The sequence below is a fragment of the Terrabacter sp. MAHUQ-38 genome (genome assembly GCF_014518425.1).
GTDB lineage: Bacteria > Actinomycetota > Actinomycetes > Actinomycetales > Dermatophilaceae > Terrabacter.
Genome location: NZ_JACVCU010000004.1, coordinates 499,717 through 519,290, shown reverse-complemented (window position 1 = coordinate 519,290; position 19,574 = coordinate 499,717). Strand labels below are relative to the sequence as shown.

Below are 19,574 nucleotides of genomic sequence, written 5' to 3'. Positions count from 1 at the left end.
CAACGACCTGCGGACCTCGTGACGGCCCGGCTCCCAGCGTCCGCCCGTGTGCTCCCGGCCGCAATGCCTCCCCGTCTTCGAGCGCCCGGCCGCCTCGCGAGCCCGGGCCCTGCGTCGGAGCATCGCACCGCTCTGCGGGTCGCCGTCCGGGCGTGGTCCCCGGCCCGGCAGAATGCGTCCTCAGGTGTCGGTGACAAGGAGTGGGGTTTCTGTGGGTGTGCAGTCGATCGAGCGTCGCATCGCCGAAGAGCTCGGAGTTCGTGACGGCCAGGTGACCGCAGCCGTCGGCCTGCTCGACGAGGGCTCGACCGTCCCGTTCGTCGCGCGCTACCGCAAGGAAGCCACGGGCGGCCTCGACGACGCGCAGCTGCGCACCCTCGAGGAGCGTCTCGGCTACCTCCGCGAGCTCGAGGAGCGCCGCACGGCCGTGCTCGCCTCGGTGCAGGAGCAGGGCAAGCTCGACGACACCCTCCGCGCGCAGATCCTCGCCGCCGAGACCAAGGCACGCCTCGAGGACATCTACCTGCCGTTCAAGCCCAAGCGTCGCACCAAGGCCCAGATCGCCCGAGAGGCCGGCCTCGAGCCGCTCGCCGACCTGCTGATCGGCTCCCCTGACACCGAACCCGCCACGGCCGCAGCCGGGTTCGTGGACCCGGACCGCGCCGTCGCAGACGCCGCCGCCGCGCTCGAAGGCGCCCGCGCGATCCTCGTCGAGCGCTTCGCCGAGGACGCCGACCTCATCGGAGACCTGCGCGAGCGCGTCTGGACGCAGGGCCACCTCGGATCGCGCGTCCGCTCCGGCAAGGAGGAGGAGGGGGCGAAGTTCTCCGACTACTTCGAGTTCGCCGAGCCGCTGTCGAAGCTCCCGTCACACCGCATCCTCGCCCTCTTCCGCGGCGAGAAGGAGGACATCCTCTCGCTCGAGATCCACCCGGAGGACCCCGCCGCCGAGCAGCAGCCCGGCCCCACGGCATACGAACGGGCCATCGCGCGACGCTTCGGCCTCGAGAACGCCGGCCGCCCGGCAGACCAGTGGCTCGCCGACACGGTGCGGTGGGCCTGGCGCACGAAGATCCTCGTCCACCTGGGCATCGACGCCCGTATGCAGCTGCGCCGGGCCGCCGAGGAGGAGGCCGTACGCGTGTTCGCCGCCAACCTGCGCGACCTGTTGCTCGCGGCCCCCGCCGGTGCGCGCGCCACGATGGGCCTCGACCCGGGGTTCCGCACTGGCGTCAAGGTCGCCGTCGTCGACGGGACCGGTCGCGTCATCGCCACCGACGTCATCTACCCGCACGTGCCGCAGAACCAGTGGGACCGATCACTCGCGACCCTGGCCCGGCTGGCCAAGGAGCACTCCGTCGAGCTCGTCGCCATCGGCAACGGCACGGCCTCGCGCGAGACCGACCGGCTCGCGGCAGACCTCGTCAAGCACCATCCGGAGCTCGGGCTGACGACGGCGGTCGTCTCCGAGGCCGGCGCGTCCGTCTACTCCGCGTCGGCCTTCGCGTCGCAGGAGCTGCCCGGCATGGACGTCTCCCTCCGCGGCGCCGTGTCGATCGCGCGGCGCCTGCAGGACCCCTTGGCCGAGCTCGTCAAGATCGACCCCAAGTCGATCGGTGTCGGCCAGTACCAGCACGACCTGAGCCAGACCGCGTTGTCGCGGTCGCTCGACGCGGTCGTCGAGGACTGCGTCAACGCCGTCGGCGTCGACGTCAACACCGCGTCGGCTCCCCTGCTGACCCGCGTCTCAGGCATCACTCCGGGCCTCGCCGACAGCATCGTGGCGCATCGCGACGCGACCGGGCCCTTCCGCACCCGGAAGGCCCTCAAGGACGTGCCGCGCCTCGGGCCGAAGGCGTTCGAGCAGGCCGCCGGCTTCCTGCGCATCCCCGGGGGCGACGACCCGCTCGACGCGTCGGCCGTGCACCCCGAGGCCTACCCGGTCGTACGCCGGATGCTCGAGTCCACGGGCCAGAAGCTCACATCACTGATCGGCAACACGCCTGCACTGCAGGCGATTCGGCCCGCCGACTTCGTCGACGACACCTTCGGCCTCCCGACCGTCACCGACATCCTGAGCGAGCTGGACAAGCCCGGCCGCGACCCGCGCCCCACGTTCAGGACGGCCACCTTCAAGGAGGGCGTCGAGGAGCTCAAACACCTGAAGCCGGGCATGACGCTCGAGGGCGTCGTCACGAACGTCGCGGCCTTCGGCGCGTTCATCGACGTCGGCGTGCACCAGGACGGGCTCGCCCACGTCTCCGCACTGTCGAAGAGCTTCGTCCGTGACCCCCGCGAGGTCGTCAAGCCCGGCGACGTCGTCATGGTCAAGGTGCTCGACGTCGACGTGCCGCGGAAGCGGATCTCGCTGACGTTGCGTCTCGACGACGAGGTCACGCCCGGCGGCGGCGCGGCGCAGGGCGGCAAGCGCGGGCCCGGTGGTGGCCAGCGTGGTCGGGGCGGTCAGGGCCAGCGACAGGCTGGACGGGGTCAGCGGCAGGGTGGACAGGGCGGCCGACCGCGCCGCGACGACGCGCCCGTCGACAGTGCGATGGCCGAGGCGCTCCGACGCGCCGGCTTCACCGGCTGACGGCACCGCTCAGGCGTCCGGAGCGGCCCCGTGGAAGACGGCCTCGACGTTGTTGCCGTCGGGGTCACGCACGAACGCGCCGTAGTAGCCGGGGTGGTACTCCCGCCACAGTCGCGGCTCGTGGAGGGACTCGGCACCGAGCTCGAGCGCCTTGGCGTGGAATGCCTGCACCGCCTCGACGCTGTCCGCCCGGAACGCGCAGTGCACCTCACGGTTCGGCTCGCTGCCCTGCCACGCCGCGATCCAGAAGTCGGGGCTGCCGTCGCGGCCGTAGCCGAGGGCGACCTCCACGTCCATCTGCCGGCTGTACCCGAGCACGCCGAGCACCTCGTCGTAGAAGCGGGCGCTCGCGAGGAAGTCGGAGCAGTTGATGCCGAAGTGATCGATCATGACCGAAGGCTAGGGTCCGACGCCCGACATCCCACAGCCCAGACCATTGTCATCCGCGCCAGTCTTTGGTCGACTGTCTGTGGTGGGTCGGGCCCATCAGGGGCCGGTCCGAGCGACACGGAGGTGCCCATGAGCAGTTCAACCCAGTCGATCCCCGAGTATGCCGAGGACGCAGACTTCGAGGGATCTCCTGCGGGCGTGCACTCGAGCGTCACGCTCGGTGCGCCGGTCCCGCAGGTGTGGCAGCACCTGATCAGCGCACGCGGCACCGAGGCCCTGCTCGGGCCGGGCGTCACGCTCGGCAGCAAGGGCGAGTCCTGGCACAGCGCCGAAGGACCCCACGGCGTGGTGCGCAGCTACCACCCGCTGGAGCAGATTCGCGTCTCGTGGCACCCGCACGAGGACGGGCCGCTCAGCATCGTCGACCTGCAGCTCAAGCCGGACGGTGACGGCACGCGCGTCGACCTGTACCACGAGGGCCAGGGCATCGCCGAGGACGGCGCCGGCGACAAGTCCCGCTGGGACGACGCCCTCGGCCGGTTCGCGCAGAGCCTCGACGCCTGACACGCCGAGCGCTCGTCACCGCACCACCATCACCGGGCAGGCCGCGTCGTGGATGACGCGGTGGCTGACCGAGCCGAGCAGCATCCCCGTGAACCCACCATGCCCCCGCGAGCCGACGACGATGAGCCCGGCCGTCGCGCCGAGGTCGGCGAGGGACTGGCCCGGGTCGCCGTAGAGCACCTCGGTGGTCACCGCGACGTCGGGGTGGTGTGCACGCACGCGGTCCGCGGCGCGCGTCACCACCTGCTCGGCCTGGTCGCGGATCGCGCGCGTCTGCTCGGTGCCGCCCTTGGCCGTCTCGGCGTACGCCCAGGCCTCCATCGAGGGCGCGTGGGCGACGTGGACGACGTGCAGGCCCGCCCCCTCCTGCTCGGCCACCACGGCCGCCGCGTCGACAGCGCGCGCCGCGGCGTCGGAGTCGTCCACTCCGACGACGACGTCGCGCTGCGGGCCGGGGCGTGGGGGCGCGGGCACCTCGTCGTCGTCCCCCGCCGGTCCGCGGATGACGACCACGGGGCAGTGTGCGTGCGCGGCGACGGCATACGACGTCGAGCCGAGGAGGCCCGCGAGCAGACGGCCCCGGGCCCTGCTGCCGACGACGACGAGGTCGGCGTCCCTGGACACCTCGACGAGCTGGGCGGCCGCGCTGCCCAGCCAGTACTGCGTCTCGACCTGCGAGGCGTCGAGCACGCCATCGATGCGGGCCGCGCCCTCGTCGACGAGGGCCTTCGCCGCGCTCTCGAACGAGGGCTCCACCGGCGACTGGTCCATCGCCGGGCGCGCGGGAACCGTGGTCACGTCTACGCCGTGCACCAGCGTGAGACGTGTTCCGCGTCGTCGGGCCGTCTCCGCAGCCCACATCAGGGCGAGCCGTGATCCTGCCGAACCGTCGTAGCCGATGACGATGCCGTGCCTGCTCCGAGCTCGGTCGTTCATGGTGGTCCCTCCTCGCATGAGGCCGGGGCCGATCCACCGGCCACCTCCATCGTCTCTCCACCCCGGGCTGGTAGCGCCGCTTCCTCCTCGCGGTTCCGTTGACTTCCACATCGCAGAAGTTATTATCCGCACGACAGAATCTTTGAGGAGTTGAGCCATGCCGACCCAGCCCACCGACCGCCGAGCCCACGGGGCAGCGCCCGACACCGACCGCCAGGCGCCCAACCCGTCCACCGCACTCGAGGAGACGGGAGTCGACGTGGCTGCGCTCGCCGATGCGCTGGACGAGCGCTTGCGTGACGCGGACGCGGACCTGACCCGTCGCTTCCCCGGGCCCCGGGCAGGTCGCCAGCCCGTGCACACCGTCTATGTCCCGGCCGACCGCTACGACGCCGGCCTCACAGCGGCCTGGGGTTCCGAGGCGACCGCCGCCATCGACCTGCACCACGACGAGTTCGCCCGCATCGTCGGGGACGCAGCCCTGGAGGAGGTGGTCCGCCGCAAGCTCGCGACCGAGCCGGTCGAGGACCTCAGGATCGACTTCGAGGACGGGTACGGCGCCCGCCCGGACGCAGAGGAGGACACGGCCGTCGACCGGGCAGCCCGAGAGCTGCGCTCGTCCATGGAGCAGGGCACGGCCCCTCCCTTCACGGGCATCCGCTTCAAGTCGTTCGAGGTGCCGACGCGGCGGCGCGGCCTTCGCACCCTGGTCCGTTTCCTCGAGCAGATCTGCGAGGAGGGTTCCCTCCCAACGGGATTCGTGGTCACGCTGCCGAAGGTGACGAGCGTCGACCAGGTCGAGGCGATGGTGCTGGCCGCCGAGCGGATCGAGGCCGGTGTCGGACTGACGTCGCCGCTCGGCTTCGAGATCCAGGTCGAGACGCCGCAGTCGATCCTCGGTCCCGACGGTACGGCGCTCGTCGCCCGGATGGTCCACGCGGCCGCCGGTCGCTGCACCGGGCTGCACTACGGCACCTACGACTACTCGGCGTCCCTCGGCATCGCGGCCGAGTTCCAGGCCATGGACCACCCCGCTGCCGACCACGCCAAGTCCGTCATGCAGGTGGCCGCGGCCGAGACGGGCGTCCGGCTCTCCGACGGGTCGACGAACGTCATCCCCGTCGGCGGACCCGAGTCGGTCGCCGCGGCCTGGGCCCTGCACCACCGGCTCGTCGGCCGCTCCCTCGCGCGCGGCTACTACCAGGGGTGGGACCTGCACCCGGCGCAGCTTCCGACCCGGTATGCCGCCGCGTTCTCCTTCTACCGCAAGGGTTTCGAGAGCGCCGCGACGCGCCTCCACGACTACGTCGCCCAGCGTGAGTCCGCGTTCATGGATGAGCCGGCCACTGCGCGCGCCCTCGCCGACTTCGTCCTGCGTGGACTCGACTGCGGCGCCCTCGACGAGGACGACGCGGTCCGGAGGTGCGGCCTCGCCCGCTCCGGCCTGGCCCGGCTCGCCCGCCGCGCCTGAGGCGCCCGGCACGCGAGACGGCTCGCCGGCAGCGTTGACGCCGTCGGTGGACCCCGCCTATTCTTCCGTTATTCGATAAATTAATTCCGCATCATGGAATCCTAGACACTGGAGTCGCAACACCACTCCACCGCGACCACAACCACGGCACCCTGATGGGAAGCACCGTCGCGAACAGAACCGCCAGCCATCGACAACGGAGTTGAAACATGAGCATCGTTCTGGGTCCGAACCAGTACGGCAAGGCTGAGAACCGGGTGGTGCGCATCACGCGCGACACCGCCCGCCACGAGATCGTCGACCTCAACGTGTCGACGTCGCTCCGCGGTGACTTCGACGACGCGCACGTCACGGGCGACCAGTCGAAGATCCTCCCCACGGACACGCAGAAGAACACCGCCTTCGTCTACGCCAAGAAGCACGGCGTCAGTTCCCTCGAGGACTACGCGCTCGCCCTCGCCGGCCGCTTCCTCGACGCCGCACCCGCGGCCACCGGCGCACGGATCGAGGTCGAGCAGTACCTGTGGGATCGCATCCCGGTCGGCGACACCGGCCATGACCACGCCTTCGTGCGCCGGGGCGGCGACACGCGCACCACGGTCGTCACGGTCGAGCGCTCGGGCGACGAGGCGACCGGCGAGCGGGCGACGCACGTCGTCTCCGGCCTCACGGACCTGGTCGTCCTCAAGTCGACGGGCTCGGAGTTCAAGGGCTACCTCAAGGACGAGTACACGACCCTCGCCGAGACCGACGACCGCATCCTCGCCACGTCGCTCGTCGCTCGGTGGCGCCACGTGGGCACCGACACCGACTGGAACAAGTCGTTCGAGAGCGTCCGCGAGACGCTGCTCGAGGTCTTCGCGACGACGTACAGCCGCGCCCTGCAGGAGACCCTGCACGCCATGGGCCAAGCCGTGCTGGAGCGGCATCCCGACATCGCCGAGATCCGGTTCTCCGCTCCCAACAAGCACCACTTCCTCGTCGACTTCTCCGCCTTCCCGGACGTCGAGAACAACGGCGAGGTCTTCATCGCCGCCGACCGCCCCTACGGCCTCATCGAGGCGACCGTGCTGCGCGACGACGTGCCGGCCGCTCCCGAGGCCTGGCTCGCAACCCCCGGCTTCTGCTGACCCCGAAAGGGCATCGACACCATGACCACCACTGCCACCGGAGCCGCGCAGGCCCCGTCCCCGCGTCCCCGCAGGTCCCGTCACCCCGTCGACGAGGTCCTGCCCGCGCCGAAGCTCTTCGTCTACGGCTTCCAACACGTCCTGGCCTTCTACGCCGGCGCCGTGATCGTGCCCATCCTGCTCGCGAGCGCGATCGACCTGTCGACCCAGGAGCTCATCCACCTCATCAACGCCGACCTCTTCACGTGCGGCATCGCCTCGATCATCCAGTCGGTCGGCTTCTGGAAGATCGGCGTCCGCCTCCCGCTCCTGCAGGGCGTGACGTTCACGGCCGTGTCCCCCATGATCGCCATCGGCCTCGCCGCAGGCGGCGGCACCGAGGGGCTGCTCGTCATCTACGGCGCCGTCATCGTCGCGGGCCTGTTCACCTTCTTCGTCGCCCCGTACTTCAGCCGTCTGATCCGCTTCTTCCCGCCGGTCGTCACCGGCTCAGTCATCACCATCATCGGCATCGCGCTGCTGCCCGTCGCCGCGGCCGATGCCGTCGGCGGCGCGGGGCCCACCCTCGACCCGACGAGCGGGCGCAACATGGCGTACGCCCTCGGGACCCTCGCGCTCATCGTCGTGATCCAGCGCGTCTTCAAGGGTTTCATGGCCACGGTCGCCGTGCTCGTCGGCCTCGTCGCGGGCACCCTCGTCGCGTGGCTGCTCGGTGACGCGCACTTCTCCGACGTCTCGACCTCGGGCTGGTTCGGGGTGACCACGCCGTTCTACTTCGGCTGGCCGAAGTTCTCGGTCGCGGCCATCATCTCGATGGTCGTGGTCATGCTGATCACCGCGGTCGAGACGACCGGGGACGTCTTCGCCACCGGCGAGATCGTCGAGAAGCGCATCGAGCGCGAGGACATCGCGCGTGCACTGCGGGCCGACGGCCTGGCCACGACGATCGGCGGCGTCTTCAACTCCTTCCCGTACACGTGCTTCGCCGAGAACGTCGGGCTCGTGCGACTGACCCGGGTCAAGAGCCGCTACGTCGTGGCGATGGCCGGCGCGATCATGATCGTCATCGGCCTGATCCCCAAGGCCGGGGCGCTCGTCGCCGGCATCCCGCACGCCGTGCTCGGCGGCGCCGCGCTCGCGATGTTCGCCACCGTCGCCGTCGTCGGGTTCCAGACCCTGTCGCGCGTCGACTTCCACGACCACCGCAACGTCGTCATCGTCGGTACGAGCGTCGGGCTCGCGATGTACGTCACCGCGCAGCCGGATGTCGCGAAGGCCGTGCCCGACTGGGCGCAGATCATCCTCGGCTCGGGCATCACGCTGGGAAGCATCACGGCGATCGTGCTCAACATCGTCTTCCACCACGTCGGCTCGAGGCGCGGCCCCGCGGTGGCAGGCACGCCCGGCTCCCTGATCCGGCTCAGCGAGGTCAACGAGATGACGCGCGAGCAGTTCGTCGACACCTTCGGCAGCCTGTTCCAGGGGCCGACCTGGGTCGTCGAGCGCGCCTACGACCAGCGCCCGTTCGCCGACACGAAGGACCTGCGCCAGGCGTTCCAGGAGGCCCTCTTCTCCGCCACGACCGAAGAGCAGCTGGCGCTCATCGACTCGTACCCGGACCTCGGCGCGGAGAGCGTGGCGGGCGGCGACGAGGGCGAGGACTCGCTGCGCGACCAGGCGAGCCTGGGCCTGACACGGCTCGACGAGAAGGACCACGTCGAGCTCGCCGAGCTGACGCGCCAGTACCGTGAGCGTTTCGGTTTCGCGCTCGTCACGTGCGTGCGAGACCGCGACTCCTACGCACAGGTCCTGCGTCACGGCTGGGAACGCCTCAACAACTCCCCCAGCCAGGAGCACGCCGCGGCCCTCGTCGAGATCTCGAAGATCGCCGCCTACCGGTTCGACGACCTCGTCGCCGACGCCAACCCCATCCACAGCGCGCGCACGCCCATCGTCGACGTGGACCAGATGGCATGAGCAACCGGACCGACACCAGCGCGTCCGCCGCCGACGCGGCGACCTCGCCCGCGGGGGCCCTCGACGCCTTCAACGAGGAGCCGGCCGCCACGCTCCGGCCACGCCTGCTCGCCTGCCTCGGCGTCGGCCGCTGGGCCGACGACGTGCTTGCGGGGCGTCCGTATGCCGCCCGTGAAGCCGTGTTCGAGGCCGCCGACCGAGCAGCCCGCCACCTCGACGACGCCGAGCTCGCCTCGGCGCTCGCCGGGCACCCGCGGATCGGTGAACGCGCCAGCGACCCGCAGCACCACGCCGAGCTCTCGGCGCGTGAGCAGGCGGGTGTCGACCCGGCCGACGCCGAGGTCAGGGCGGCGCTGGCGGCGGGCAACGCGGCGTACGAGGAGCGCTTCGACCGCGTCTTCCTCATCCGCGCCGCGGGCCGCAGCGCACACCAGATCCTCGCCGAGCTGCGCAGACGCCTGGACAACGGGGACGAGACCGAGCGGGCCGAGACGGTCGACCAGCTGCGCGAGATCGCGCTGCTGCGGCTCGAGGCGGTGCTCTGATGGGCACGCTCTCGACCCACGTCCTCGACACGAGCACCGGACGGCCAGCGCAGGCGCTCACGGTCGCCCTCGAGTCGGCCACCGGGGAGGGTCTGGGCACCGGCACCACGGACGCCGACGGACGCATCACGTCCATCGGCCCCGATCGGCTCGACGCCGGCGACTACCGGCTCCGCTTCGACACCGGCGCCTGGTTCGCGGCGACCGGGACCCGTGGCTTCTACCCCGAGGTGACGATCGCTTTCACCGTGGGCGACGCCGACGAGCACTACCACGTGCCCCTGCTGCTCAACCCGTTCGGCTACTCCACCTACCGGGGCAGCTGAGCCGTGGCGGAGCGGATCGTCCTCGACGGTTGCACCGTGGTGACGATGGACCCGGCGCGCACCGAGCACGCCACGGGCCACGTCGTGGTCGACGGCACGCGGATCACTGCCGTCGGGTCGGGACCGTACGCCGCCACGCCCGACGACGCGGGCCGCCCGGTCCGCGTCGTCGACGCCCGCGGCTGCGTGGCCACCCCTGGCCTCGTCGACACGCACAACCACCTCTACCAGTGGGCGACGCGCGGACTGGCGTGCGACTCGACGCTCTTCGAGTGGCTCACGACGCTGTACCCCGTCTGGGGCGGCATCGACGAGGACGTGACCCATGCGGCGGCGTCGGCCGGTCTCGGCTGGCTCGCCCGCACCGGCTGCACGACGTCGATGGACCACCACTACGTCTTCCCGCACGGTGGCGGCGACCCCCTCGGTGCCGAGGTGGCCGCGGCGAGAGAGGTCGGCGTGCGCTTCCTCGCGACGCGTGGCTCGATGGACCTCGGCCGGTCGCAGGGCGGTCTACCGCCCGACCACGTCGTCGAGGACCTCGACGCGATCCTCGCGGCCAGCGTGGAGGCCATCGACCGGCACCACGACCCGTCTCCGGATGCGACGGTGCGCGTCGGGCTCGCGCCCTGCTCACCGTTCTCCGTGACGGGCGACCTGCTCCGTGAGTCGGCCGCCCTGGCCCGGAGCCGGAACGTCCGGCTGCACACGCACCTCGCCGAGACGACCGACGAGGCCGACTACTGCCGCGACCGTTTCGGCATGACGCCGGTCGAGTACATGGAGTCGGTCGGCTGGCTCGGCGACGACGTGTGGTTCGCCCACGGCATCCACTTCGACGACGCCGCGGTCGACACTCTCGCCCGCACGGGAAGCGGTGTCGCCCACTGCCCGTCGTCGAACGCCCGGCTCGGTGCCGGCATCGCTCGCACGCGTGCGCTTCGTGACGCAGGGGTGCCGGTGGGTCTGGGCGTCGACGGGCCGGCGTCCAACGAGTCGTCCTCGATGCTCGAAGAGGCGCGCCACGCCCTCCTCTTCGCCCGCGCCGTCGGCGGCCCGACGACCCTCGGGATCCGCGACGCCCTCGAGCTCGCGACGATCGGAGGCGCCCGGGTGCTCGGCTGGGACGACCAGATCGGCTCCCTCGAGTCGGGCAAGCTCGCCGACATCGCCCTGTGGCGGGTTGACGGCCTCGCACACGGCGACATCGTCGACCCCGTCGCCGGACTGGTCCTCGGGGATCGACCGCCGCTCGCCCTCCTGCTCGTCGGCGGGCGCACCGTCGTCTCCGAAGACCGCCTGACCACTGTGTCCGAGGAAGCGCTCGGCACCGCTCTGCGCTCCGCGAGCACCCGCCTGCTGACCCGGACCGGCGTCCTGGTCTGACCTCCCGGGAGGAGGTTCGTCGCAGGGATGGCGACGACCCCTCACCCGCGCATGACGCATGCCGTGTGCCGCTCGCCTGTGCTGGACGAACACGGCTGGCGCGCAAGGCCGCCCGGTGATCGGGCGGCGCTGAAGACCCGCCGGCGGATGTCATGCCCGTTGGCGTCGTCACGACGGCACGGCACGACGACCAGTCGGCGAGACACTTCCCGCGGGGGCTTGACCGCGCTCGAGGCCCATCCGTACAGTTTTGCATATCGGAAATTAGTTTCCACATTACGGAAGTGATGAAATGACGACCAACCCGCCCCCCGGCGCCCCGACCACCCCCGCCGGCCTGCGCTTCCTCGCCAACTGCTCGATGCTCTTCACCGAGCTGCCCCTCCTCGAGCGCCCGCAGGCGGCCCGCGACGCCGGCTTCGACACGATCGAGCTCTGGTGGCCGTGGCCCGAGCAGCCGGTCCCCGGCGACCGCGCGGTCGAGGACCTCGTCCGGGCCGTCGAGGACGCCGGTGTGCGCTTGGCCGGGCTCAACTTCTTCGCCGGCGACCTGGCCGGTGCCGACTGCGGAGTGCTCTCCATACCCTCCCGGGTGAGCCAGTTCCGGGACAACATCGATGTCGCCGTCGGCATCGGCGAGCGCCTCGGCGTCGGCGCGTTCAACGCGCTCTACGGCAACCGGGTAGAGAACTCCACGCCCGCCGAGCAGGACGCGCTGGCACGGGAGAGCATCATCGCCGCCGCCCACGCGGCCGAACGCATCGGCGCGGCGGTCCTCGTCGAGGCCGTCAGCGGTCCCAAGCCCTACCCGCTGCGCACGGCCGCCGACGCCGTCCGGGTCGTCGATGACGTGCGGGCCGCTGGGGCTGCCAACGTCGGCTTCCTGCTCGACCTCTTCCACCTGGCCAACAACGGCGACGACCTCGACAGCGCGGTTGCGGCATACGCCGACCGGGTCGCCCATGTGCAGGTGGCCGACTGGCCCGGCCGAGGCGAGCCGGGGTCGGGGCGGCTGGAGCTCGACCGCCACCTCGAAGCCCTCGTCGACCACGGCTACACCGGCTGGGTCGGCCTCGAGTACACGCCGACGACCTCGACGGTCGAGAGCCTCGCGTGGCTCACCGCCTCCGCTACCCAGACATCGCACTGACCCCAAGGAGATCGACATGACCACCATCGCCTTCATCGGACTCGGCATCATGGGCAGCCCGATGTCCGTGCACCTGGCCCAGGCCGGCTACGACGTCGTCGGCTACAACCTGACGCCCGACCGCTACGGCCCCCTCGTCGAGGCCGGAGGGCGCGGCGCCGACTCGATCGCCGAGGCGGTCAAGGCCGCCGACGTCGTCGCCGTCATGGTGCCCGACTCCCCCGACGTCCAGGCGGTCCTGACCGGGGACGACGGCGTGTTCGCGAACGCCGAGCCCGGCACGCTCGTCGTCGACTTCTCGTCGATCCGTCCCGACGTCACAGCGGACCTCGCGGCAGAGGCCGCCGCCAAGGGCTTCCGCCTCCTCGACGCACCCGTCTCCGGCGGCGAGGCCGGGGCGCGCAACGCGACCCTGTCGATCATGGTCGGCGGCTCCGCCGAGGACTATGCCGAGGCGAAGCCGATCCTCGACACCGTCGGCGGCACCGTCGTCCACGTCGGCGGCAACGGCGCCGGCCAGACCGTCAAGGCCGCGAACCAGCTCATCGTGGCGGCGAACATCCAGGCCCTCGCGGAGGCCGTCGTGTTCCTCCGCGCCTACGGCGTCGACCTGGACGCGGCCCTCACCGTCCTCGGCGGCGGACTCGCCGGCTCGAAGGTGCTGGAGCAGAAGCGCGACAACATGCTGACCGACTCGTTCGACCCGGGCTTCCGGATCGACCTGCACCACAAGGACATGGGCATCGTCAGCTCGGCCGCGCGCGAGGCAGGAGTCGTACTCCCTCTCGGCAACCTCGTCGCGACACTCATGGCCGCGGCCCGCGCCAACGGCGACGGCGGCCTCGACCACTCCGGCCTGCTCCGCGGTGTGCAGCGCCTCTCGGGCCAACAGCCCGCCTGACCGACAGACCCCCGCCCGACGGCATCCGGCCCGCACAGCAGCCGTATGCCGTGGGGTGGCCCACGCAAGGACACGAACATGGCACGCATGACAGCAGCCCAGGCAGCGGTGGAGATCCTCAAGAAGGAGGGCATCACCAACGTCTTCGGCCTCCCCGGGGCCGCGATCAACCCGTTCTACAAGGCGATGCAGACGAACGGCGGCCTGCACCACACCCTCGCGAGGCACGTCGAGGGCGCCTCCCACATGGCCGAGGGCTGGACCCGCGCCAGGGCCGGCAACATCGGCGTCTGCGTCGGCACGAGCGGTCCGGCCGGCACCGACATGATCACCGGGCTCTACTCGGCGAGCGCCGACTCGATCCCGATCCTCTGCATCACCGGGCAGGCGCCGGTCGCCAAGCTGCACAAGGAGGACTTCCAGGCGGTCGACATCGCGTCCATCGCCAAGCCCCTGACGAAGATGGCGGTCACGGTGCTCGAGGCCGCGCAGGTGCCGGGCACCTTCCAGCAGGCGTTCCACCTGATGCGGTCGGGGCGTCCCGGGCCCGTGCTCATCGACCTGCCCATCGACGTGCAGCAGACCGAGATCGAGTTCGACGTCGACACCTACGAGCCGCTGCCCGTCTACAAGCCGGCCGCGACCCGCCGCCAGGTCGACAAGGCCCTCGACCTGCTCGAGTCGGCCGACCGACCGCTCATCGTCGCCGGCGGCGGCATCATCAACGCCGATGCCGCCGAGCTGCTCGTCGAGCTCGCCGAGCTGACCGGCGTGCCCGTGGTGCCCACTCTCATGGGCTGGGGCACGATCCCGGACGACCACCCGCTCAACGTCGGCATGGTGGGCCTGCAGACGAGCCACCGGTACGGCAACGCGACGATGCTCGCCTCGGACTTCGTGCTCGGCATCGGCAACCGGTGGGCCAACCGTCACACCGGCGACCTCGAGACCTACACGCAGGGCCGCACCTTCGTGCACGTCGACATCGAGCCGACCCAGATCGGGCGCGTCTTCGCGCCGGACTACGGCATCGTCTCCGACGCGAAGGCGGCACTCGAGCTGTTCGTCGAGGCCGCCCGCGAGCGGCGTGACGCAGGTCGCCTGCGCGACCGCAGCGGCTGGGTGTCGGAGTGCGCCCAGCGCAAGCGCACCCTGTGGCGCAAGACGAACTTCGACGCCGTGCCGATCAAGCCGCAGCGCGTCTACCAGGAGATGAACAAGGCCTTCGGCACCGACGTGCGCTACGTCAGCACGATCGGCCTGTCCCAGATCCAGGCCGCCCAGCTGCTGCACGTCTACCAGCCGCGCCACTGGATCAACGCCGGCCAGGCCGGGCCGCTGGGCTGGACCGTGCCCGCCGCGCTCGGGGTGGCCACGGCCGACCCGGACGCCACCGTCGTGGCCGTGTCCGGCGACTACGACTTCCAGTTCATGATCGAGGAGCTGGCGGTCGGTGCGCAGTTCAACATCCCGTACATCCACGTGCTCGTGAACAACGCCTACCTCGGGCTCATCCGTCAGGCCCAGCGCGGCTTCGACATGGACTACTGCGTCCAGCTTTCCTTCGACAACGTCAACGCGCCGGAGGTCAACGGCTACGGCGTCGACCACGTCAAGGTGGCCGAAGGACTGGGCTGCAAGGCGATCCGCGTCACCGAGCCCGACGACATCCTCCCCGCACTCGAGCAGGCGAAGAAGATGGTCGTCGAGCACCGGGTGCCCGTCATCGTCGAGGTCATCCTCGAGCGGGTCACCAACGTGTCGATGGGCACCTCGATCGCCAACGTCACCGAGTTCGAGGAGCTCGCCCTCGGCGAGCACGACGCCCCGACAGCGCTCTACGCGAACCTCGACTGAGACCGGCCAAGGACCTCCCATGCCCCGAGTCGTCATCGCCCCGGACAAGTTCAAGGGCACGCTGACCGCAGCCGTCGTCGCGTCGTACGTCGAGGCCGGCGTCCGCGCGGGCTGCCCCGGCGTCGACGCCGTCATGGTCCCGATCGCGGACGGCGGCGACGGCACCGTCGCCGCCGCCGTCGCGGCCGGGTTCGACAGCGTCCCGGTCCGGGCCAGTGGACCCACGGGAGTGCCGGTGGCGACCTCGTGGGCCCGACGCGGCGACGACGCGGTCGTCGAGCTCGCCGACGTGAGTGGTCTGACCCGTCTTCCCGAGGGACGTCCCGCGCCGCTCAGGTCGACGAGCCGCGGCACCGGTGAGGTCATCGCCGCGGCCCTCGACGCCGGATGCCGTCGCATCGTCGTCGGCATCGGCGGCAGCGCCAGCACCGACGGTGGGGCCGGTCTGCTGGCCGCTCTCGGGGCCCGCACCCTGGACGCCGACGGCCTGCCCGTCGGTGACGGCGGCGCCGCGCTCGACGAGGTGCTGACGCTCGATCTCACCGGCCTGCACCCTCGGCTCGGCGAGGTCGAGATCGCCGTTGCCTGCGACGTGGACAACCCGCTCACCGGGCCGCACGGCGCGGCAGCGGTCTACGGACCGCAGAAGGGCGCCGATGCCGACGACGTCGAGCGGCTCGACACGGCCCTCGGCCACTGGGCCGACGTCGTGGCCGCCTCGACCGGCCGGGACCTGCGCGACGTGCCGGGTGCGGGGGCGGCCGGTGGGGTGGGCTTCGCGCTCGTGGCCGTGCTGGGGGCGTCCGCGAGACCGGGTGCCGAGATCGTCTTCGAGCTCACCGGTCTGCGCGACCTGCTGCCCGGAGCCGACCTCGTCATCACGGGAGAGGGCTCGCTGGACGAGCAGACCCTGCGTGGCAAGGCGCCTGCGGCGGTTGCGGCGGCCGCGCACGCGGCAGGTGTGCCCGTCGTCGCCGTCGCCGGCCGCTGCCTCCTCGACCGTGCGACGTGGGAGGCGGCGGGCTTCGCCGACGTGCTGACGACGACGGACGAGGCCGGGTCGCTCGAGGCATCCCTCGCGGCGCCCGGCCCCGCCCTGGAGCGGATCGGTCGGCGCCTGTCGCAGTCGCTCAGGGTGGCCCCGGCATGAGGTTCGCCCGGGTCGGTCCTCCGGGGTCCGAGCGGCCGGTCGTCGTCACGCCGGAGGGAGCCCTGCTGGACCTCTCGACGATGACGGCCGACATCGATGCTGCCTTCCTTGCCGACGGGATCCCCGCTGCACGCGAGGCGCTCGAGCTCGGCCGCCTCGCTCCCGCGCGACGACACGGCCGACTCCGTCTCGGACCGCCCGTGGCACGGCCCGGCAAGCTCGTCGGGATCGGCCTCAACTACCGCGACCACGCGGCCGCCATCGGCGTACCGGTGCCGACCGAACCCGTCGTGTTCCTCAAGGCGACCAGCGCGCTGTGCGGCCCGGGCGACGCGGTCCGCCTCCTCCCCGGGTCCACCACGACGGACCACGAGGTCGAGCTCGCGGTCGTCGTGGGTCGCCGGCTGACGCGCGCCACCCCTGCCGAGGCCGTGGCCGGCGTTGCGGGCTACGCCCTCGCCAACGACCTGACGGACCGCGACCTGCAGCTCGAGCGGGGTGGCACGTGGACGAAGGGCAAGTCCGCCGACACATACTGCCCCCTGGGCCCGTGGCTCGTCACGCCGGACGGGCTGCCGGCGCCGGACGGGAGTGCCCTGCGTCTGCGTCTCGACGTGAACGGCGAGCGACGCCAGGACGGAACGACCGACGACCTCGTCCTCGGTGTCGGCGAGTCGCTCTCGTACGTCAGCGCCCTGATGACCCTCGAACCCGGCGACGTCGTCATCACCGGCACCCCTGCGGGCGTCGCGATGGCCTCGCCCGAGCCCCGCCCGTACCTGCGTGACGGCGACCTCGTCGAGGTGGACGGCGGGCCACTCGGTCGACACTGCTCCCCGATCCGGGCCACACGGCATACGGTCGGACACGAAGGCACGAGGAAGGAGTCGCCCGCATGGCTCTCGACACGCTGATCCGCGCACCCCGCGCCGTCATCGACGGACGCGTCACGGCCGCGGTCATCGGGCTGCGGGGCGAGCGCGTGGTCGAGGTCCGCACGGCCGACGCGCTCGACGACCTCGAGCCCGCCGCGGGCACGCTGGAGGCACGCGCCGTCGTCGACCTCGCACCCGACGAGGTGCTCCTTCCGGGCCTGGTCGACACTCACGTGCACGTCAACGAGCCCGGCCGCACCGAGTGGGAGGGCTTCACGAGCGCCACCCGTGCCGCCGCCCGCGGTGGGGTCACGACGATCGTCGACATGCCCCTCAACTCCGTCCCTCCCACGACGAGCGTCCGCGCGCTGGAGGCGAAGCGCGACGTCGCGCGCAGCCAGGCGTTCGTCGACGTCGGCTTCTGGGGCGGCGCGGTGCCGGGCAACCTCGAGGACCTCGCCCCCCTCCACGACGAGGGCGTGTTCGGCTTCAAGTGCTTCCTGCTGCACTCCGGCGTCGACGAGTTCCCTCACCTCCCGCCCGACGACTTCGAGGCGGCCATGCGCGAGACGGCCCGCCTGGGGGCGCTCATGATCGTGCACGCGGAGGACCCGCACGCCATAGAGCACGCGCATCCGGCCGACGGCAGGGCGTATGCCGGCTTCCTCCACTCGCGCCCGCGCGGCGCCGAGAACCTCGCCGTCGCCCAGGTCATCGAGCTGGCTCGCTGGACCGGCGCGCGGGCACACGTGCTCCACCTGTCGAGCTCCGACGCGCTCCCGATGATCCGCTCGGCCCGCGACGACGGCGTCGCACTCAGCGTCGAGACCTGCCCGCACTACCTCACCTTCACCGCCGAGGAGATCCCCGACGGCGCGACCGAGTTCAAGTGCTGCCCCCCGATCCGCGAGGCCACCAACCGGGACCGCCTCTGGGACGGGCTCATCCGCGGCGACATCGACCTCGTCGTCACCGACCACTCGCCGTGCACCGTCGACCTCAAGGCCCTCGACAGCGGCGACTTCGGCAAGGCCTGGGGCGGCATCGCCGGACTCCAGCTCGGCCTCGCCGCGACGTGGACCGGTGCCCGGGCCCGCGGCCTGGGCCTGCCCGACGTCGTCCGGTGGATGGCCGAGGCCCCGGCCGCTCAGGTCGGCCTCACGACCAAGGGACGTATCGCCGTCGGCATGGACGCCGACCTCGCCGTGTTCGCCCCCGACGACGAGTTCGTCGTCGAACCGGCCGCACTGCACCACAAGAACCCCGTGTCGGCGTACGCCGGCCGCACGCTCACGGGCGTCGTCCGCCAGACCTGGCTGCACGGCACACCCGTGGACGTCGACGCAGCGCCGCGTGGGCGGCTGTTGTGGAGAGGAGACGCATGACCGAGCCGAGCTACTACTCCCCGTCGGGCGGGCTGCCGCCGCAGACCGACCTCACGACCGACCGGGCCGTCTTCACGGAGGCGTATGCCGTTCTGCCGCGCGGGACGATGCGCGACATCGTCACGAGTGCGCTGCCCTTCTGGGAGAAGACGCGCACGTGGATCATCGCGCGGCCGCTGTCAGGGTTCGCCGAGACGTTCTCGCAGTACGTCGTCGAGGTCTCACCCGGTGGAGGCAGTGACAAGCCGGAGCCCGACCCCGGCGCGGAGGGAGTGCTGTTCGTCGTCAGTGGCTCGCTGCGGCTGAAGGTGGGTCTGGACGAGCACCTCATGGAGGCCGGCGGCTACGCGTACCTTCCAGCCGGGGCGCGCTGGACGCTGCGGGTCGACGACGAGGCGGCGGAGCCTGCGACGTTCCACTGGATCCGCAAGGCGTACGAGCCCGTCGACGGCATCGACCCGCCCGAGGCCTTCGTCACGCACGAGCGCGACGTCGACGCCAGCCCGATGCCCGGCACGAACGGCGCGTGGTCGACCCAGCGCTTCGTCGACCCGCTCGACGTACGCCACGACATGCACGTCACGATCGTCACCTTCGAGCCGGGTGGGGTGATCCCCTTCCCCGAGACGCACGTCATGGAGCACGGCCTCTACGTGCTCGAGGGCAAGGCCGTCTACCTGCTCAACAAGGACTGGGTCGAGGTCCAGGCCGGCGACTTCATGTGGCTGCGCGCCTTCTGCCCCCAGGCCTGTTACGCGGGCGGGCCGGGCCGCTTCAGGTACCTGCTCTACAAGGACGTGAACCGGCACGCAAAGCTCTCCCGACACTTCCTCTGAGTGGAACTCAATATCCACATAGTGGAATAATACCGAGCCGAAACCTTCCCTTCACGCGGGCTCCCGCGTACCATCGATGCAGCGCCCGACCGTTGTTCTGCATGG

At 71.5% G+C, this 19,574-nt stretch carries 17 protein-coding genes; 15 read left to right on the top strand and 2 right to left on the bottom strand.

What is annotated here, in order from left to right:
* Positions 1-172: 172 nt before the first annotated feature.
* Entirely contained in the window at positions 173-2,590 is a 2,418-nt protein-coding gene (locus H9I49_RS17505) for a Tex family protein (protein ID WP_188031647.1), read from the top strand.
* Positions 2,591-2,599: 9 nt separating this feature from the next.
* Here the strand turns inward: H9I49_RS17505 and H9I49_RS17500 are convergent, their stop codons facing one another.
* Positions 2,600-2,980 carry a VOC family protein gene (locus H9I49_RS17500; RefSeq protein ID WP_188031646.1) on the bottom strand — a complete coding sequence of 127 codons (381 nt, stop codon included), beginning with the start codon at positions 2,978-2,980 and terminating at the stop codon, positions 2,600-2,602.
* A gap of 129 nt (positions 2,981-3,109) precedes the next feature.
* Between H9I49_RS17500 and H9I49_RS17495 the strand changes: the two genes are divergently transcribed.
* Positions 3,110-3,544 (top strand): SRPBCC domain-containing protein, encoded by a 435-nt coding sequence (locus H9I49_RS17495; protein ID WP_223128825.1) that lies wholly within the window; start codon positions 3,110-3,112, stop codon positions 3,542-3,544.
* A 15-nt stretch (positions 3,545-3,559) separates the two neighbouring features.
* Here the strand turns inward: H9I49_RS17495 and H9I49_RS17490 are convergent, their stop codons facing one another.
* A complete protein-coding gene (locus H9I49_RS17490) occupies positions 3,560-4,480 on the bottom strand; it encodes a universal stress protein (RefSeq protein ID WP_188031645.1) in 921 nt (306 codons plus the stop codon).
* Between the two features lie 157 nt (positions 4,481-4,637).
* Here H9I49_RS17490 and H9I49_RS17485 point away from each other — a divergent pair, with 157 nt between their 5' ends.
* The 13 genes from H9I49_RS17485 to H9I49_RS17425 all read left to right on the top strand — a co-directional run bounded on the left by H9I49_RS17485 (position 4,638) and on the right by H9I49_RS17425 (position 19,469).
* Positions 4,638-5,951 (top strand): aldolase, encoded by a 1,314-nt coding sequence (locus tag H9I49_RS17485; RefSeq protein ID WP_223128824.1) that lies wholly within the window; start codon positions 4,638-4,640, stop codon positions 5,949-5,951.
* Between the two features lie 209 nt (positions 5,952-6,160).
* Positions 6,161-7,081, top strand: a complete 921-nt coding sequence (pucL, locus tag H9I49_RS17480) for a factor-independent urate hydroxylase (protein WP_188031644.1) — start codon at positions 6,161-6,163, stop codon at positions 7,079-7,081.
* Positions 7,082-7,102: 21 nt separating this feature from the next.
* Complete coding sequence (gene uraD, locus H9I49_RS17475; protein ID WP_188031643.1) at positions 7,103-9,058, top strand: 2-oxo-4-hydroxy-4-carboxy-5-ureidoimidazoline decarboxylase; 1,956 nt, start codon at positions 7,103-7,105, stop codon at positions 9,056-9,058.
* Complete coding sequence (gene uraD, locus H9I49_RS17470; protein ID WP_188031642.1) at positions 9,055-9,603, top strand: 2-oxo-4-hydroxy-4-carboxy-5-ureidoimidazoline decarboxylase; 549 nt, start codon at positions 9,055-9,057, stop codon at positions 9,601-9,603. Before uraD (H9I49_RS17475) ends, uraD (H9I49_RS17470) begins: the two co-directional genes overlap by 4 nt.
* Positions 9,603-9,929 carry a hydroxyisourate hydrolase gene (uraH, locus tag H9I49_RS17465; RefSeq protein ID WP_188031641.1) on the top strand — a complete coding sequence of 109 codons (327 nt, stop codon included), beginning with the start codon at positions 9,603-9,605 and terminating at the stop codon, positions 9,927-9,929. Before uraD (H9I49_RS17470) ends, uraH begins: the two co-directional genes overlap by 1 nt.
* Positions 9,930-9,932: 3 nt before the next feature.
* The gene (locus H9I49_RS17460) at positions 9,933-11,315 is read left to right on the top strand and encodes an 8-oxoguanine deaminase (protein WP_188031640.1); all 1,383 of its coding nucleotides are present in this window, start codon (positions 9,933-9,935) and stop codon (positions 11,313-11,315) included.
* A 292-nt stretch (positions 11,316-11,607) separates the two neighbouring features.
* On the top strand, positions 11,608-12,465 hold the full coding sequence (locus tag H9I49_RS17455) for a hydroxypyruvate isomerase family protein (RefSeq protein ID WP_188031639.1): 858 nt from the start codon (positions 11,608-11,610) through the stop codon (positions 12,463-12,465).
* Positions 12,466-12,481: 16 nt separating this feature from the next.
* Positions 12,482-13,366: a 2-hydroxy-3-oxopropionate reductase gene (locus H9I49_RS17450; protein WP_188031638.1), complete on the top strand. Its 885-nt coding sequence runs from the start codon at positions 12,482-12,484 to the stop codon at positions 13,364-13,366.
* Positions 13,367-13,444: 78 nt separating this feature from the next.
* Entirely contained in the window at positions 13,445-15,223 is a 1,779-nt protein-coding gene (gene gcl, locus H9I49_RS17445) for a glyoxylate carboligase (protein WP_188031637.1), read from the top strand.
* A gap of 19 nt (positions 15,224-15,242) precedes the next feature.
* Entirely contained in the window at positions 15,243-16,373 is a 1,131-nt protein-coding gene (locus H9I49_RS17440) for a glycerate kinase (protein WP_188031636.1), read from the top strand.
* The gene (locus H9I49_RS17435) at positions 16,370-17,287 is read left to right on the top strand and encodes a fumarylacetoacetate hydrolase family protein (protein WP_188031635.1); all 918 of its coding nucleotides are present in this window, start codon (positions 16,370-16,372) and stop codon (positions 17,285-17,287) included. The genes H9I49_RS17440 and H9I49_RS17435 overlap by 4 nt, the downstream gene beginning before the upstream one ends.
* Positions 17,269-18,633, top strand: coding sequence for an allantoinase AllB (allB, locus tag H9I49_RS17430; protein ID WP_188031634.1), 1,365 nt, complete (start codon positions 17,269-17,271; stop codon positions 18,631-18,633). The genes H9I49_RS17435 and allB overlap by 19 nt, the downstream gene beginning before the upstream one ends.
* Positions 18,630-19,469, top strand: coding sequence for a bifunctional allantoicase/(S)-ureidoglycine aminohydrolase (locus H9I49_RS17425; protein WP_188031633.1), 840 nt, complete (start codon positions 18,630-18,632; stop codon positions 19,467-19,469). Before allB ends, H9I49_RS17425 begins: the two co-directional genes overlap by 4 nt.
* The last annotated feature ends 105 nt before the right edge of the window (positions 19,470-19,574 follow it).